This is a genomic window from Alteromonas sp. OM2203 (genome assembly GCF_048517045.1).
In the GTDB taxonomy this organism is placed as follows: Bacteria; Pseudomonadota; Gammaproteobacteria; order Enterobacterales; family Alteromonadaceae; genus Alteromonas; species Alteromonas gracilis.
Window position 1 is genome coordinate 3321435 of record NZ_CP183209.1, and the last position, 16168, is coordinate 3337602.

Genomic DNA, 16168 nt, shown 5'->3' on the forward strand with positions numbered 1-16168 from the left:
AGGTGTTATTCGAAATGAAAAAACTGATATATATCAGCATCTAAAAGAAGCGTGGAATCAGTAGTAATATCTACCTACATACTACTAGGCTGATACAAAAGAAGTGAGATAAAACGAAAGCTGCTCGCAAGCCCTACATAAGATTTGGATTATATCTAATTCGTAAACGATATTTGGAGACGATGATGCGTCCACATGATTTAAATTTATTAATGATTTTTGATGCGATTATGACCGAAGGGGCAATTACCCGTGCGGCAGATAGGCTATCAATGACGCAGCCCGCCGTTTCCAATGCGCTATCACGCATGCGCACCGCCTGGAATGATGAATTATTTGTGAAAGATGGCCGAGGTATTCAGCCAACATCGTTTGCTAAAAATTTATGGAGCCAAATTCAAGGGCCGCTGGGAGAGCTTGAAGTTGCCGTAAACCCCACCGACTTTAATCCTGCAACGGCCAAACGTACTTTTCGTATAGCCGCTACCGACAGTATTGTATCTATGGTGTGGGGGCCGCTACGCAAAGTTATTGAAAATGAAGCGCCTGGTATCAATATCCATGCTATTCCAAATTACGATATGGAAACGGATAAGATCCTTAAAGACGCTGAAGCCGAACTGACTTTTTCCAAGTATCAAGAGCCTGGTTCTGTTATTCGAGCCGAACATGTTCTTGACCCAAGCTGGGTTGTTGTCATGCGGCCAGATCACCCGTTGGCGAAGTCTCAACTTAGTTTGGAAGACTTTGTGGCCGCTGATCATTTATTAGTTTCCGTAACAGGCGATGTAAGCGGGCCAACTGACCAAGTATTAGCAAATTTAGGTCTTAAACGCCGTGTAGCCATGTCGGTGAATCAATTTCACAACGCCGCGCCATTGCTTAAAGAGAGCAACCTTATTTGCGTTGCGCCCTCACTAGTTATGGAAAAAGAGATTTTCTCGGGTGAACTGGCGGTGTTCGAAACACCTATAGAGATTGTAAGTTCGCCGCTATCAGTTATGTGGCATAAACGTCAAGACCAAGATGCCGGTTTACAATGGCTAAGGGGCTTAGTGGTTAAGTTTATTCGCGAGCGTGTACAGCGTCATGAAATGCTGTTGTCTCAATGCTGCCGTAAAGCGTACTGCGCAGATACCGTAAAACGCTTTATGGAACAGCGCAATATGAACTGCGAAGAGTTTACGCCGGCTCATTTGCAAACGCCCAGCAATGATGAAATGGACGAAGAACTCAGCAAGATGGTGGTTGGAAAAGAAACGGCTTGATTATCTATGCGGACTAGTATTACTGAGTCATTTTAACGACGACGCAATCTGTTCGAATGTAGAAATAAAAAAACCGCTCATATGAGCGGTTTTTTATAGTTTATCGAAAGAAGTTATTTTACTTCTTTTTCTTCGCTTTCGGGTTTGGCAGGTCAGTAATGCTTCCTTCGAAGATTTCAGACGCAAGACCGATAGACTCGTTAAGCGTTGGGTGAGCGTGAATAGTAAGTGCTACGTCTTCTGCATCAGCACCCATTTCTAGTGCAAGGCCAATCTCACCTAGCATTTCGCCTGCATTAGTACCCACCATTGCACCACCAATAACTCGACCCGTTTCTTTGTCGAAAATCATCTTGGTCATACCGTTAGTGGCATCAGAGGCAATGGCACGGCCAGACGCAGCCCATGGGAACGTCGCTGTTTCGTAGCTTAAGCCTTGCTCTTTCGCTTCTTTCTCAGTAACACCAACCCAAGCAACTTCTGGCTCAGTGTAAGCTACTGAAGGAATGCCGCGCGGGTCGAAGTAATGCTTCTGTCCAGCGATAACTTCTGCTGCAACGTGACCTTCATGCACTGCTTTGTGGGCAAGCATTGGCTGACCTACAAGGTCACCGATTGCGAAAATGTGGTCAACGTTAGTACGCATTTGCTTATCAACATTAATAAAGCCACGCTCGTCAACATTAACGCCAGCAGCGTCTGCACCAACTAGTTTACCGTTTGGCTTACGGCCAACAGCAACCAATACTTTATCGTAGCGAACTTGTTCTGAAGGTGCATTCTTGCCTTCAAACGTTACATAAAGACCGTCGTCTTTTGCTTCAACCGCAGTTACTTTGGTTTCTAGCATAATGTTGAATTTTTCTTTGTAGTCCTTCATGAATACTTTCATGATGTCTTTGTCAGCTGCTGGAATTAGCTGGTCTAAGAATTCAACTACATCAATTTTTGAGCCAAGTGCTTCGTACACAGTACCCATTTCAAGGCCGATGATACCACCGCCTAGTACTAGCATTTTTTCTGGAATATCTTTCATTTCCAGTGCGCCAGTTGAGTCGATTACACGATCATCTTCTGGAATGAACGGTAGGCTTACCGGCTCAGAACCTGCAGCAATAATCGCCTTTTCAAAAGTAATAGTAGTAACGTCGTCACCATTTTTTACTTCTAGGGTGTTTGCGCCTGTAAATTTACCGAAGCCTTGTACATGCTTGGTTTTACGCATTTTAGACATACCGCTAAGGCCATTCGTTAATTGCTTAACAACGCCGTCTTTGTACTCGCGGATTTTATCTAAATCGATGGTTGGCTCGCCAAACGATACACCGTGACTTGCAAGGTGCTTCGCTTCTTTCATCACTTTAGCAACGTGAAGAAGGGCTTTTGAAGGGATACAGCCAACGTTAAGACAAACGCCACCTAGGGTGTCGCGAGAGTCTACGATAACCGTTTCAATACCTAAGTCAGCCGCACGGAATGCTGCTGAATAACCGCCAGGGCCGCCGCCCAGTACCACCAATTGCGTTTTAATTTCGCTCATTGTGAACCTCAATCCTGTTCTTGTAGGGTCATGCTATTACTTTTGCGTAATAGCATAACCTAAATGCCGTCAAAAAGGCTGATAAAATCATCGAAAATGTTACTGATATTGTAAACTTTTTCGGCCTTTTATTTAAAGTATGATTCTGCGTAAGTCAGTTAGGTTTGCAGCAACCTCAGTAGAGAATCTTGCACCTACCGCACCATCGATTACTCGGTGGTCATAAGACAGGCTTAGCGGCACCATCAAGCGCGGCTCAAACTCTTTACCATTCCACTTAGGCTTCATCTCAGACTTAGATACACCCAATATGGCGACTTCTGGTGCATTTACAATAGGCGTAAACGCTGTACCGCCGATACCACCAAGGCTAGAGATAGTAAATGTACCGCCCTGCATATCCGCTGCTTTAAGCTTACCTTCACGAGCTTTCTTAGATGTTTCGATAAGCTCCCGAGAAAGTTCTTCAATACCTTTTTTATTCACGTCACGAATAACAGGTACAACAAGGCCTCCCGGTGTTTCAACCGCAATACCAATATTGATAAACTTCTTGATGATTAAGCTTTCGCCGTCGTCAGACAGTGACGAGTTGAATACTTCGTATTTCTCAAGGGCTTTTGCTACGGCTTTCATTACGAAAACAAGTGGCGTGATCTTAAGACCAGACTTAATCTTCGCGTGGTAAGCGTTTTGCTCTTTACGGAACTCTTCAACGTCAGTGATATCTGCTTCGTCGAATTGCGTAACGTGCGGAATCGTCGCCCAGTTACGGTGTAAGAACGGCCCAGAGATCTTTTGAATACGAGAAAGTTTCTGTTCTTCAATCTCACCAAACTTGCTGTGATCAACAGGTTTAACCGGCACAATTTGAAGTACATTGTCGCCTACTGGCGCACTGCCTGAAGCTGCTGCTGTGCGAGGTTTCGCAAGTTCAGCTTTTACGTAAGCCTGAACGTCTTCTTTCAAGATACGGTTTTTAGGGCCAGAGCCATTAACCTGAGTTAGATCTACACCAAATTCGCGAGCAATTCGGCGTACCGAAGGCGACGCATGCGCTTTGCCGTTACCTTTTGATTCAGGAGCAGGAGGTACCGGTGAACGACCTTGCGAGGCATCTTGCTGCGACTCTTCTTGTTGTGAGTCTTGTTTAGTCTCTTCTTGCTTAGGCGCGTCAGCTTGCTTTTCAGCTTTCGGTGCTGATGACGCTTGTGAAGACGAACCACCGCTGGTCTCTAGTTTAACAACCAAAGTACCTTGCTTAACTTTGTCGCCGGTTTTGATGAAGACTTCTTTGATAGTACCTGCGTGTGTTGAAGGTACATCCATGGTGGCTTTATCAGTTTCCAGCGTAATTAGGCCGTCTTCTTTTTCAACGGTGTCGCCAACAGATACAAGAACGTCAATAACGTCAACTTCACCGTCTTCACCAATATCCGGCACTGCTACTTCAATGGTTTCGCTACTTGCAGAAGCCGCTGGCGCTGACTCTTGCTTTTCGCTTTCTTGAGCAGCCGGTGTAGATGCTTCAGAAGGTGCATCGCTAGAAGCCGATTCACTTGAAGACGAACCAGAACCCGCTACTTCAAGCTTAATAACTACCGTACCTTCTTTTACTTTATCGCCAGTGCTGATGAATACTTCTTTCACCGTACCTGCGTGTGTTGAAGGAACGTCCATAGTTGCCTTATCGGTTTCTAGAGTAATAAGACCATCTTCTTTTTCGATGGTGTCGCCCGCTGAAACCAGCACGTCGATAACGTCTACTTCATCGTCAGAGCCAATATCGGGCACTGCAACTTCAATCACTTCGGTGCCGCCAGACGCAGCTGGCGCTGCCTCTGACTTGCTTTCTTCTTTCGGTGCTTCTTCTTGCTTAGGCGCTTCTTGTGACGCGTCGTCTGAAGATGACTCTTCAGCGGCGCTGTCACTATCACCGGCACTGTCGCCACCGGCAACTTTCATTTCACCAATTACATCGCCTTCTTTGATTTTATCGCCTACTGATACAGACAGGCTTACAATCTCACCTTCAAACGGTGCAGGAATGTCCATTGACGCCTTGTCACTTTCAACAGTAACCACGCCTTCATCGGCTTCAATGTTGTCGCCTACGGCAACACATAGCTCGATAACTTCAACTTCGTCGCCACCTACATCGGGTACGATAATCTTTTGAATATCTGACATATGTAAAATACCTTATCTGGCTTACGCGTAAAGTGGGTTAAGTTTTTCAGCGTTAATTTCAAAACGCTTAATGGCTTCTGCTACCACTTTCTTCTCAACGTCACCGCGCTGAGCCAATTCATAAAGTGATGCAACCACAATGTATGACGCATTAACTTCAAAGTGAGTACGCAAGTTTTCACGGCTATCGCTTCGACCAAAACCGTCTGTACCTAGGCAGCGGTATTCAGTGTCGATAAACGCACGTACTTGGTCTGAGTAATTCTTCACATAGTCAGTAGCAGAAATCGCAGGGCCTGCATCTTTCGTAATTACCTGACCAATGTAAGGTACTTTTTGCTCCGCTTCTGGGTTTAGCATGTTCCAGCGTGCTACGTCTTGACCTTCACGGGCTAGCTCGTTGAACGAGGTCACTGAGTAAACGTCAGAAGACACGTTGTAATCGTCACACAGAATTTGTGCCGCTTTACGTACTTCGTTCAAGATAGTACCTGAGCCCATTAGCTGAACATTAAGCTTAGACTTGTCGTTTTCAACACGCTCTAGCTTGTAAATACCCTTAATGATTTGCTCAGCTACATCATCACCTTCTGGCATTGCAGGGTGCTGATAGTTCTCGTTCATTAGCGTTAGGTAATAGAAGATGTTCTCGTTGTTACCATACATACGACGTAGACCGTCTTGAACGATAACCGCTACTTCGTACCCATATGTTGGGTCGTAAGTAATACAGTTTGGAATTAGGTTAGCCTGAACATGTGAATGACCGTCCTGGTGCTGTAAGCCTTCACCGTTAAGTGTGGTTCTACCTGCTGTTGCACCTAATAGGAAACCACGCGCTTGGCTATCGCCCGCTGCCCATGCAAGGTCACCAACACGTTGGAAACCAAACATTGAATAGTAAATGTAGAACGGAATAGTGGTTGCATTACACGTAGAGTAAGACGTACCTGACGCCACCCACGATGCCATTGCACCTAGCTCGTTGATACCTTCTTGAAGTACCTGACCTTTCTTATCTTCGCGATAGTAAGCGACTTGGTCGGCGTCTTGAGGTACGTATTTCTGACCTTCGTTGGCGTAAATACCTACCTGACGGAACAAGCCTTCCATACCGAAGGTACGGGCTTCATCAGGGATAATTGGTACAATACGCTTACCAATTTTCTTGTCTTTCAATAGCGCGTTTAATACACGTACAAAGGTCATGGTTGATGACACTTGACGGTCGCCTGAACCTTTCAAGATTGCATCGAATGCACTTAGCTCAGGAACTTCCAACTGTTCTTCAGCTTGTTCGCGACGCGATGGTAGGTAACCACCTAGTGCTTCACGACGTGCGCGAAGGTACTTCATTTCTTCGCTGTCTTCGTCAAACTTGAAGTAAGGCAGGTCAGCAATCTTGTCATCCGCTACCGGAATGTTGAAACGGTCACGGAATACTTTGATTGAATCAACGTCCATTTTCTTAACGTTGTGCGCTACGTTTTGTGCTTCGCCTGATGCGCCTAGACCGAAACCTTTAACCGTTTTAGCAAGAATTACTGTTGGACGACCTTTGGTATCAATCGCTTTTTGATATGCTGCGAATACTTTAACTGGGTCGTGGCCACCACGGTTCAAACGCCAGATGTCATCGTCAGACATGTTCGCCACAAGCGCCGCTGTTTCTGGGTACTTGTTAAAGAAGTTCTCGCGAGTGTATTTACCGCCTTTGGCTTTACAGTTCTGGTATTCACCGTCTACTGTTTCACCCATAAGCTGGATTAGCTTGCCTGATTTATCACGAGCTAGTAGCTCATCCCAGTAGCTGCCCCAAATGACTTTCACTACTTCCCAGCCTGCGCCGCGGAACGTACCTTCAAGTTCTTGGATAATTTTGCCGTTACCACGTACCGGGCCGTCTAGACGCTGAAGGTTACAGTTAATAACGAACGTTAGGTTGTCTAGGCCTTCGCGAGACGCAAGGCCAATTGCACCCAAGCTTTCTGGCTCATCACACTCACCGTCACCCATGTAGCAGTATACGCGCTGACCTGAGCAGTCTTTAATACCACGATTAGTTAGGTACTTAAGGAAACGTGCTGTATAGATTGCTTGAAGCGGACCAAGACCCATAGATACGGTTGGGAACTGCCAGTAGTCTTTCATCAAGTGAGGGTGTGGGTAAGACGATAGACCATCGCCCGCACATTCTTGACGGAAGTTATTCAACTGCTCTTCAGTTAAATTGCCTTCCATGTAAGAACGCGCATAAATTCCCGGAGAAATATGGCCCTGCGCGAAAATAAAGTCGCCGCCTTGGTTTTCATTAGGTGCTTTAAAGAAATGGTTAAAACCTACATCATAAAGCATAGCCGATGATGCGAAGCTACCAATGTGGCCACCAAGCTCTAGATCTTTTTTCGATGCACGCAATACAATCATCAATGCGTTCCAACGAATCGCCGCACGGATGCGCGCTTCGATGGTCAAGTCACCAGGCATTTTTGGTTCTTGCGCTGCTGGGATAGTATTGATGTAGGCAGTAGTAGCGTCATACGGTAAATGCGCTCCGCTGCGACGTGCTTTATCAATAAGTTTTTCGAGTAAATAGTGGGCGCGTTCTACGCCTTCCTCTTCTAAAACCGACTCAAGCGCATCAATCCACTCTTTAGTTTCTTGAGGATCTACATCTTGGTGCATCATATCAGACATGGTGCCATCCTATTTTTTGCTTATATAGAAAATCCTCCCTTAGCATTGCCTCTTATCATAAAGGCGCTAAAAGAAGGAAAACTAAATTACGTTGTACTCACAGTGACCCAATCTGGCTCACCTGCTTTTGCAGTGGCACAGGAAAAACCTGACCGGCCTCTGCGAATGAATAGCTAACTAGCTTTTTTGAAAGCAAAGCTAAGTAACTAAATTTCTAATCGTCGCAATGCGCGCTGTACACGTGTATCGCGTTGATTAATGGTTAAAAGCGTTTTTTCGATAAACGCCAAATGCGTATTACATGCCTGACGCGCAGCTTCAGGGTCGCGAGAAGCAATAGCTTCTACAATTTCACGACGCTGCTTAGCAATGTCTTCCACTGCTTCAGGGTGCGCTGCCAACATGTCAAAATTTCGTTCAATATTGTCCACCAGCATACTTTGCATGGTGCTCATCACATGCAACAGCACCATATTGTGCGATGCTCTTGCCATAATGATGTAAAACTGACCTAGCGCCTCTGCTTGAGCACGTTTACTTTCATGGGCTTTGGGCGTAGGCACGTCATTTAATGCTTGCTTTAATGCCTCATAGTCTTCTGGTTGACCACGAAGCGCCGCGTAATAAGCCGCCATTCCTTCAAGGGCGTGACGAAATTCAAGCAAATCAAACTGGGTTTCAGGGCGCTGGCTAACTAAGTCCATTAGCGGGTCGGTCATGGCAGAATTAAGGTTGCGATTTACAAATGTACCGCCGCCTTGCTTACGCTCTACCAGTCCGCGTGCCTGTAGATTGCCAATGGCCTCTCTCAACGACGGGCGAGAAACATCAAATTCAAGCGCAAGCTCTCTTTCTGGCGGCAGTTTTTGACCCGCCAATAAGGTACCGTCGAGTATCATTGACTCGAGTTGCTCGGTAATCACATCAGAGAGTTTTTTTCGCTGCTGCCGCATGCGTTGCACTTATCCTTTAATTTAAACCAGCGCTGATATAACAGCAGTGAATGTAAAAAATAATCAGAGATAATTATTCTACAGCCACAATTGGTAATACCATTTTACCTATCTAGTTTAAGGCAGATCGATTTCGAGGTAAATACTCACAAGCATAGCAAACACAGTGAGAATTGCTGCGTGTTAAGCTTTATTGTTGAATTTGTTAAGAAAAGTGCAACAGCCAGAACTGGTCTGATGAGGCGAAATAAAGGAATGATGAGACGCGAAGCGTTTGATCTGCCTACAAATTATAAACAGACCAAACGTTTAGCACTTATTAAATGTTAAAAATATTGGCTATGCCAAGCTACCTACAAGTGTTAAAGCCGAGGTAATGGCTAGCAGAAAAATAACATTACGTTTTGCTAACTTTACAAGCACCTTGGGCTCTACTGCTGCATTTTCAGCCTGTAGCTGCTGTTCATCTGCCGTGAGCACCTCGGCTTTTGAGGAAATTTTTGTCAGCACATCGTATGCAGATACATCGAATTGAAGGGCATATTTTAGCCACTCTGGAAGCGCTCGGGAAAAATGTCCCATCATCAACATACCGAAGGCTGTTACCCGGACAGGAATATAATCTATCGCAAACATGAGCCTACCTGCGGCCACCTTCAAAGGATGATTAGCATCACACAATGCTTCCGTTGTGCTTCGACTTAAGCTATAAAACAACGCCCCCGGTGCACCAAAGGCGATAAACCACAACATCACTGCTGCATAATGCTGATAGTTAAGCCAAGTAAGATGTTGACCAAAGCTTTTACCTTCTGCTCCGGCTGTGCCGTCACTGTCTGTTTGACTGCCGCAATGCCCTAATTGATCAGTATACATACTGCATGCCTGAAGATCGCCCCGGTCAGCAGCATTAAGAAAGTTCTTGTAAACCGCCCTCAATACAGGGCAGCCAATACAAATAAACAATACTATGCTCTGTTCAATAAAGGTGAGAAATGCCCCAAGCAACCAATATTCAATGGCCCCAAGCAGTACTGCTGGAAGTAAGAGATAGAAATAAAGTGCCGCAGAGGGAGCGGATGGCCTTTCTTCGTTAGTCTTGTTTTCACTTTCCTCTTCACTATTTTTAAGCTTGAGCAGACCTCTATCGTGAAGAATGTCACGATATTGAGCGACATACTTTTCGATATGCCAATTCGGTGTTTTGGTTATCAACCGTTCAAGACTGAGAACTAATAGCAAGCTCATTAACATCATAGGTATTGTGTTTCCTTTTTCCTGCGGCGGACCTGAGTTTTATTACGTAAGCCCAGCAACGCGCATTCTGTACCTTGCCCAATCAAATGCCTCGCCCGGATCAGTTTTTCGACCAGGCGCAATATCATTATGACCTACGATACGCCCTAAAGTGATCCGAGGATAGTATCTAGTAATGAATTCAGTAAGTTCACCGAGTGCTTTATACTGCGCATCGGTGAAGGGCAAGGTATCTGTGCCTTCCAGTTCAATACCAATGGCATAGTCATTACAACGGCTACGGCCCTGAAATGAAGATACACCTGCATGCCATGCCCGCTGCTCGAAAGGTACAAATTGTTCTACTTCGCCGGTCCGATATATCACGCAGTGGGCGGAAACCCGTATACCAGCAATTTCTTTATAAAAAGGATGTTCATCTGGATTTAGCGTGCCAGTAAACAATTGTCGAATGCCAGGCGTACCAAATTGTGAAGGCGGCAGTGAGATATTATGTATGACTAGTAAGCTTACGTCTGTGTCGTCTGGACGGGCGTCGAAATGCGGGCTCGATGTGAAGCGAGCGTTATTGTAGAGCACCATGATATTTGCTTCGATAATTGATTTTCTGCGTAGTAGCCTACATTGTATAGGCTTATAAGTGTATAGGGCTCTAAGAGCTTCCAGTGATTTGGACCAATTTATTTAGCCAATGGCCTAGGCAAATAATTAAGCCTGACCTTAGACCTTTTCGAAGGCCTTTTCAGAAAAGCCGGCTGTATAAGATATAATGCACACCATGAATAGAAAGGGTTAAGCATGAATGAACAACAAGACCCGACAACATCAACGGGCAAATGGATGGTGGCGCTTGCCTGGATTTGCGGCTTTGGGCTACTGGTTTTTGTCTTCTCTGACTTGCTAGAAAAACAAATTAACCCCAATACCGAACCAACATCCGAGCGTATAGGTTCCCAAACTGAGGTCCGCCTTAAGCAAAATCGCCAAGGGCACTATGTAACAACCGGTTATATCAATGGCGAAGAAGTGGTATTTCTTGTGGATACCGGCGCGACCGACGTGGCCGTACCCGCTCACCTGGCAAATAAACTGCAGCTCAAAGCAGGACGTGAAGGATTAGCCAACACAGCCAATGGCGTAGTGAGAGTTGCCGAATCGACCATTAATACGTTGCGCATTGGTGAAATTGTGGTGCGCGATGTAAAAGCAAACTTAAACCCCGGTATGCAAGATGACCATATACTGCTTGGAATGAGCGTTCTTCGCCAATTAGAGTTTACTCAGCGCGGAGATTGGTTAATATTGCGTACCCTTTAAGTAGACCATAACACAGATCACAGCGATGAAGATGACATCACCAGACATGCAAGCAATTCGAGAGCAAGTATCTAACGCGCTTGTTGAAGATCTTGGCGGCGAACTAAATGCCGCGAACGACATTACCGCAAACTTGATAGATGAAAGCGTCAATGCAAAAGCCACCATTATTACGCGGGAGCCTTGCGTTGTTTGCGGGATCGCATGGGCAAACCAGGCGTTTGCGCTTATCGATGAGTCAGTATCGCTAACCTGGCATGTAAAAGACGGTGAAAAGGTAGAGGCCGACACCGTTCTGGTAAGTTTAGAAGGCTCCGCTCGAGCCATATTGACTGCTGAACGTACGGCACTTAACTTTTTGCAGACCCTGTCAGCCACTGCAACCGTAACCGCGTTTTACGCTAAATTCTTAGCTGGCTCTAATACTAAAATTCTAGATACCCGCAAAACCCTGCCAGGCCTTCGCTATGCACAGAAATACGCGGTACGTTGTGGCGGTGGTCAAAACCATCGTGTGGGTTTGTTCGATGCGTTTCTAATAAAAGAAAACCACATATTTTCTTGTGGAAATATTGAAAAAGCTGTTAGCAGAGCAAAGTCGATGATGCCGGGTAAGCCTGTTGAAGTAGAAGTAGAGAATTTGGAAGAACTTGAGCAAGCCCTATCTGCAGGTGCAGACATTGTAATGCTAGATAACTTTTCTAACGAACAGATCCAACAGGCAGTAGCGCTTAATAAAGGTCAATGTAAACTGGAAGTATCAGGAAACATTACTGATGAACGACTGGCATCACTTGCACAACTAGGTGTAGATTACATCTCATCTGGCGCGCTGACTAAACATGTTCAGGCGATTGATTTGTCGCTGCGGATTACCTTGTCTTAGTAGTACAGTTTGTAAAGGCACTTTAGTCAGCTAACTAGGTGTCAACACCTTAGTTTGTAGCGAAGCAGAAAAACGTGAGTTGTGGTATAACCATAGATACGACAACTCGCGCAAATCCCCAGTTATTTCTCGTCATGTTTCTCTGTGTATAGATGGATATACATAGCTAAGTCATTAAGATTTATACGAAAGTTTAAGTAAACAGGTCTGCCATGGGCTAGCGAACCATGTCATACTGCAAAAGCTAGACATACGTATATTCGCTTATACTTGTCAGTACCAAATAAAATTCTATACTGAGTATCAAGTACCAGGGGCGTTGAAAAGGACGACTCGGGTATAAACGTCAATTTGAATTAGATTTAACTTAGCGTGTTATACGCGTCCCGGAGAAAAACCATGATGAAAATGAACACTAAAAACCAAAAGGGTTTCACCCTAATCGAACTAATGATTGTTGTAGCAATCATCGGTATCCTTGCAGCAATCGCACTTCCTGCGTATCAGAACTACACGCAAAAAGCGCGTTTTACTGAAGTTACTAATGCGACGGCAGCAGCAAAAACAGCTGTAGAAATCTGTGCTCAGACTGTTGATGATACCTTAGCGAACTGTGATGGCGGTTCTAACGGAATTCCAACAGATATTACTACCGCTACTAGTGGCTACACAACTGCAATGGTACTAGTGTCAACTTCTAATGGAGCTATCGTTGCAACCGCATCAGTTGATTCTGGCGTAACACAATCAGACGGCACTACCCCTGCGACCTATACTCTTACACCTGCTGTAGGCGGAAACGGTAACGTTACGTGGACTGCTACTTGCAACCCTACAACTCTTTGCTAGGTCTAGTTGCTAACGTTTGATACCATAAAACCCAGTTTTTGACTGGGTTTTTTTAATTTTTTTTGGATTAAAGTTTATGGCAAAAGCAGCTACGGTATTCACTTGGCAGGGAAAAGATCGTAACGGTCAAGCTCGCAAAGGCGAAATTTCAGCTACTTCGCTCTCAGAAGCAAAAAACCTACTCCGGCGACAAGGGATCTCTGCTAACAAAGTAAAAAAACTCGCTACGCCTCTGTTTGGTGGCGCCAAGAAAATTACTCCCGCTGATGTTTCTGTTATTTCACGGCAAATTGCTACCATGCTGGCCGCTGGTGTAACCCTTATTCAATCCTTGGAAATGATCGCGCAAGGTCACGCTAACCCTTCAATGCGCAAATTGCTTGGCGAAATTACTGAAGAAGTTAAATCAGGTAATCCGCTATCTTCTGCATTGAGAAAACACCCCCTCTATTTTGATGATTTATACTGTGACTTGGTTTACACCGGTGAACAGTCGGGTGCCCTTGAAACCATCTATGACCGAATTGCCACCTATAAAGAAAAAGCTGAAGCACTAAAATCAAAAATCAAAAAAGCGATGTTCTACCCTATCGCCGTTTTGGTTGTTGCTTTTATTGTTACAACTATTCTGCTTATTTTCGTTGTGCCCCAGTTTGAAGAAATCTTTAGCAGCTTTGGCGCTGAGCTGCCCGCGTTTACCGTATTTGTGCTTGGGATTTCGCGTTTTGTGCAAGACTACGGCATTTTTATCGCCATGGGTCTAGCTGCTGCAGGCTTTATGTTTGTGCGTGCTCATAGGCGTAGCCAAAAGTTACGCGATAGTGTAGACCGCAACATTTTAAAAATTCCGGTTATAGGTGAAATACTTAAAAAAGCAAGTATCGCCCGTTTTACACGTACTTTGGCCACTACCTTTGCGGCAGGTGTTCCGCTAATTGGTGCACTTGAATCGGCCGCTGGGGCTTCCGGCAACGCAGTTTATCGAGACGCGATACTATATATTCGTAAAGAAGTGGCTGGCGGTATGCCTATGCATGTGGCTATGCGTGCGACTCAAGTGTTCCCCGACATGGTGACCCAGATGATTGCCATTGGTGAGGAGTCCGGTGCCGTGGACGAAATGCTAAGCAAGATAGCCACCATTTACGAAGCTGAAGTTGATGACATGGTAGACGGTTTAACCAGTTTGCTTGAACCTATGATCATGGCTGTACTTGGTGTGGTTATCGGTGGCCTGATTGTGGCCATGTACTTACCTATATTCGAAATGGGTAACGTGGTATAACTTATCAAAGCATTAGTATAAATGCTCTTGGCTTGAAACGCAGAAATTGAATATGGCTACAGCGCCTTAAATAGGCGCTTTATGAAAAGCTAAGAGCCAAGCCCTTTATCGATCATTAATAAAATTAAAAGAACTACACTTCATGGATGCCATCATAACGCTTAGCCAGCTCTACCCCGCTATTTTCTATTGCCTTGTTTTCTTTGTAAGCCTAATGGTGGGCAGCTTTTTAAATGTAGTAATTTACCGTTTGCCTATTATGATGGAGCGCAGCTGGCAGCAAGAGTATGAAAGCTATTTTAGCGATGGCGCAAATGATGGTATTTCCACATCTGCTAATGATAAATCAGCCACGCCAGACGAGCCTTTTAACCTTGTAAAACCCGACAGTACCTGCCCAAGCTGCGGCCACAAAATTCGCGCGTGGGAAAATATTCCCGTTATCAGCTACCTGTTTTTAAAAGGTAAATGCGCTAAATGCAAAACTGGGATTTCAATTCGCTACCCGCTTGTTGAGCTTTTCACAGCAATAGCTTGTACATTCGCGGCCTTTGAGTTTGGCGTTACGTCTCAAGCGCTGTGGGCTGTCGCGTTCACCTATGTGCTTGTTGCATTGCTATTTATTGATTTAGACAAAATGTTACTGCCCGACCAGCTCACCCTTCCTTTGCTTTGGCTTGGGCTGCTGTTAAGCACTCAAAACATTTTTGTTGGTACGACCGATGCAATCATTGGCGCAGCGGCAGGCTATTTAAGTTTATGGTCAGTATATTGGCTGTTTAAGCTGGTTACAGGCAAGGAAGGCATGGGTTACGGCGACTTTAAATTGTTAGCTGCGCTCGGGGCATTTACCGGTTGGCAAGGGCTGCCCGTTATTATATTGCTGTCATCTCTTGTTGGCGCGATTGCAGGTATTCTGATCATGATTATTCAGAACAAAGGAAAGTCGTTAGCTATTCCTTTTGGTCCTTATCTCGCTGTAGCTGGATGGTTAACCCTGTTATTTAAACACGAAATTATTACCACATATTTAGACTATGTGCTTTGATTCACTACGTACTTTTACTAATTGCTTTTACTTAGTGCTTTAACTCAGCGCCTTAACTCAGTGCCTTAACTCAGCAGCATGGCTACGAGCATTCATCCCAAGGTTATATAGAAATGACAACACCACAACAACCGTTTGTAGTTGGCCTAACCGGCGGTATAGGCAGCGGTAAATCAGCAGCCACAGCATACTTTGAAAAGCTGGGTATCGATATTGTTGATGCTGATGAAGTAGCACGTGATGTGGTAGCGCCTGGCTCTGAAGGCCTAAAAGAAATAGTAAATCGCTTTGGAAATAGTATTCTACTAGAAGACGGCAATCTTAATCGCGCCGCGCTTCGTGAAAAAGTATTTTCCGACATCAATGAAAAAAACTGGCTGAACAATTTACTACACCCACTCATTCGCTTGCGCATGCAGCACCTCATTAGTGAATCGACCAGCCCTTACTGCATTTTATCTGTGCCCCTACTTGTTGAAAACAAGCTCACGGAAATGTGTAACTACGTGGTTGTTGTAGACTGCCCTGAAACAATGCAGCTTGAGCGTGCTTTAAAGCGGGATGGAAGTACCGAAGAAACCATTAGAAATATCATGGCTTCTCAAGCTACACGAAACGAGCGAATTGAAGCAGCTGATACGGTTTTAGATAACAGTACAACACTATCTGCACTCTCTGCACAAATTGCAGACCTCCACAACACGCTGTTGGCATTATCATCTGATTAAGTGCTTATGACGCGATATCCACAGAAATAATACCTTCCCTCCCAGTCTAATAGCAGTTTTTGAAACTTTTTTGAACAAATAACGTCAAACAAAAGATTTGTCCTACAAGTGTGCTTGGCTTAAACGCATTGATGCTTTAGGCTTAACGCA

13 protein-coding genes are annotated in these 16168 nt (G+C 44.9%); 7 read left to right on the plus strand and 6 right to left on the minus strand.

The features are described from left to right. The first annotated feature begins 185 nt into the window (after window positions 1-185). Window positions 186-1268 (plus strand): LysR family transcriptional regulator, encoded by a 1083-nt coding sequence (locus tag ACM0P2_RS14715; RefSeq protein WP_159117911.1) that lies wholly within the window; start codon window positions 186-188, stop codon window positions 1266-1268. Window positions 1269-1386: 118 nt separating this feature from the next. Here ACM0P2_RS14715 and lpdA read toward each other — a convergent pair whose 3' ends face one another. The 6 genes from lpdA to ampD all read right to left on the minus strand — a co-directional run bounded on the left by lpdA (window position 1387) and on the right by ampD (window position 10487). Further along, complete coding sequence (lpdA, locus tag ACM0P2_RS14720; RefSeq protein WP_105929621.1) at window positions 1387-2808, minus strand: dihydrolipoyl dehydrogenase; 1422 nt, start codon at window positions 2806-2808, stop codon at window positions 1387-1389. Between the two features lie 132 nt (window positions 2809-2940). Beyond that, window positions 2941-4998, minus strand: a complete 2058-nt coding sequence (gene aceF, locus ACM0P2_RS14725; protein ID WP_173359102.1) for a pyruvate dehydrogenase complex dihydrolipoyllysine-residue acetyltransferase — start codon at window positions 4996-4998, stop codon at window positions 2941-2943. 21 nt (window positions 4999-5019) lie between these two features. Then, the gene (aceE, locus tag ACM0P2_RS14730) at window positions 5020-7695 is read right to left on the minus strand and encodes a pyruvate dehydrogenase (acetyl-transferring), homodimeric type (RefSeq protein WP_159117909.1); all 2676 of its coding nucleotides are present in this window, start codon (window positions 7693-7695) and stop codon (window positions 5020-5022) included. Window positions 7696-7901: 206 nt separating this feature from the next. After that, window positions 7902-8648, minus strand: a complete 747-nt coding sequence (pdhR, locus tag ACM0P2_RS14735) for a pyruvate dehydrogenase complex transcriptional repressor PdhR (RefSeq protein WP_024016767.1) — start codon at window positions 8646-8648, stop codon at window positions 7902-7904. 339 nt (window positions 8649-8987) lie between these two features. After that, window positions 8988-9905, minus strand: a complete 918-nt coding sequence (ampE, locus tag ACM0P2_RS14740) for a beta-lactamase regulator AmpE (protein WP_173359103.1) — start codon at window positions 9903-9905, stop codon at window positions 8988-8990. A 42-nt stretch (window positions 9906-9947) separates the two neighbouring features. Continuing rightward, window positions 9948-10487, minus strand: a complete 540-nt coding sequence (gene ampD, locus ACM0P2_RS14745; RefSeq protein ID WP_173359104.1) for a 1,6-anhydro-N-acetylmuramyl-L-alanine amidase AmpD — start codon at window positions 10485-10487, stop codon at window positions 9948-9950. Window positions 10488-10703: 216 nt separating this feature from the next. Between ampD and ACM0P2_RS14750 the strand changes: the two genes are divergently transcribed. The 6 genes from ACM0P2_RS14750 to coaE all read left to right on the plus strand — a co-directional run bounded on the left by ACM0P2_RS14750 (window position 10704) and on the right by coaE (window position 16018). Next, window positions 10704-11222: a retropepsin-like aspartic protease family protein gene (locus ACM0P2_RS14750; RefSeq protein WP_159117906.1), complete on the plus strand. Its 519-nt coding sequence runs from the start codon at window positions 10704-10706 to the stop codon at window positions 11220-11222. A 31-nt stretch (window positions 11223-11253) separates the two neighbouring features. Continuing rightward, a complete protein-coding gene (gene nadC, locus ACM0P2_RS14755; RefSeq protein ID WP_173359105.1) occupies window positions 11254-12108 on the plus strand; it encodes a carboxylating nicotinate-nucleotide diphosphorylase in 855 nt (284 codons plus the stop codon). A 399-nt stretch (window positions 12109-12507) separates the two neighbouring features. After that, window positions 12508-12957 carry a pilin gene (locus tag ACM0P2_RS14760; RefSeq protein ID WP_419226749.1) on the plus strand — a complete coding sequence of 150 codons (450 nt, stop codon included), beginning with the start codon at window positions 12508-12510 and terminating at the stop codon, window positions 12955-12957. Between the two features lie 76 nt (window positions 12958-13033). Beyond that, on the plus strand, window positions 13034-14242 hold the full coding sequence (locus ACM0P2_RS14765) for a type II secretion system F family protein (RefSeq protein ID WP_419226750.1): 1209 nt from the start codon (window positions 13034-13036) through the stop codon (window positions 14240-14242). A gap of 142 nt (window positions 14243-14384) precedes the next feature. Further along, window positions 14385-15290 carry a prepilin peptidase gene (locus ACM0P2_RS14770; RefSeq protein WP_173359107.1) on the plus strand — a complete coding sequence of 302 codons (906 nt, stop codon included), beginning with the start codon at window positions 14385-14387 and terminating at the stop codon, window positions 15288-15290. A gap of 113 nt (window positions 15291-15403) precedes the next feature. Further along, window positions 15404-16018 carry a dephospho-CoA kinase gene (gene coaE / locus ACM0P2_RS14775; protein WP_419226751.1) on the plus strand — a complete coding sequence of 205 codons (615 nt, stop codon included), beginning with the start codon at window positions 15404-15406 and terminating at the stop codon, window positions 16016-16018. Window positions 16019-16168: the final 150 nt, after the last annotated feature.

Bases quoted from the DNA above. Each gene is read 5' to 3' on its own strand.
- nadC (WP_173359105.1), top strand. From the start codon at position 11,254: ATGACATCACCAGACATGCAAGCAATTCGAGAGCAAGTATCTAACGCG.
- pdhR (WP_024016767.1), bottom strand. From the start codon at position 8,648: ATGCGGCAGCAGCGAAAAAAACTCTCTGATGTGATTACCGAGCAACTC.
- ACM0P2_RS14770 (WP_173359107.1), top strand. From the start codon at position 14,385: ATGGATGCCATCATAACGCTTAGCCAGCTCTACCCCGCTATTTTCTAT.
- ACM0P2_RS14750 (WP_159117906.1), top strand. From the start codon at position 10,704: ATGAATGAACAACAAGACCCGACAACATCAACGGGCAAATGGATGGTG.
- ampD (WP_173359104.1), bottom strand. From the start codon at position 10,487: ATGGTGCTCTACAATAACGCTCGCTTCACATCGAGCCCGCATTTCGAC.
- lpdA (WP_105929621.1), bottom strand. From the start codon at position 2,808: ATGAGCGAAATTAAAACGCAATTGGTGGTACTGGGCGGCGGCCCTGGC.
- ACM0P2_RS14765 (WP_419226750.1), top strand. From the start codon at position 13,034: ATGGCAAAAGCAGCTACGGTATTCACTTGGCAGGGAAAAGATCGTAAC.
- ACM0P2_RS14760 (WP_419226749.1), top strand. From the start codon at position 12,508: ATGATGAAAATGAACACTAAAAACCAAAAGGGTTTCACCCTAATCGAA.
- aceF (WP_173359102.1), bottom strand. From the start codon at position 4,998: ATGTCAGATATTCAAAAGATTATCGTACCCGATGTAGGTGGCGACGAA.
- ampE (WP_173359103.1), bottom strand. From the start codon at position 9,905: ATGATGTTAATGAGCTTGCTATTAGTTCTCAGTCTTGAACGGTTGATA.
- coaE (WP_419226751.1), top strand. From the start codon at position 15,404: ATGACAACACCACAACAACCGTTTGTAGTTGGCCTAACCGGCGGTATA.
- ACM0P2_RS14715 (WP_159117911.1), top strand. From the start codon at position 186: ATGCGTCCACATGATTTAAATTTATTAATGATTTTTGATGCGATTATG.
- aceE (WP_159117909.1), bottom strand. From the start codon at position 7,695: ATGTCTGATATGATGCACCAAGATGTAGATCCTCAAGAAACTAAAGAG.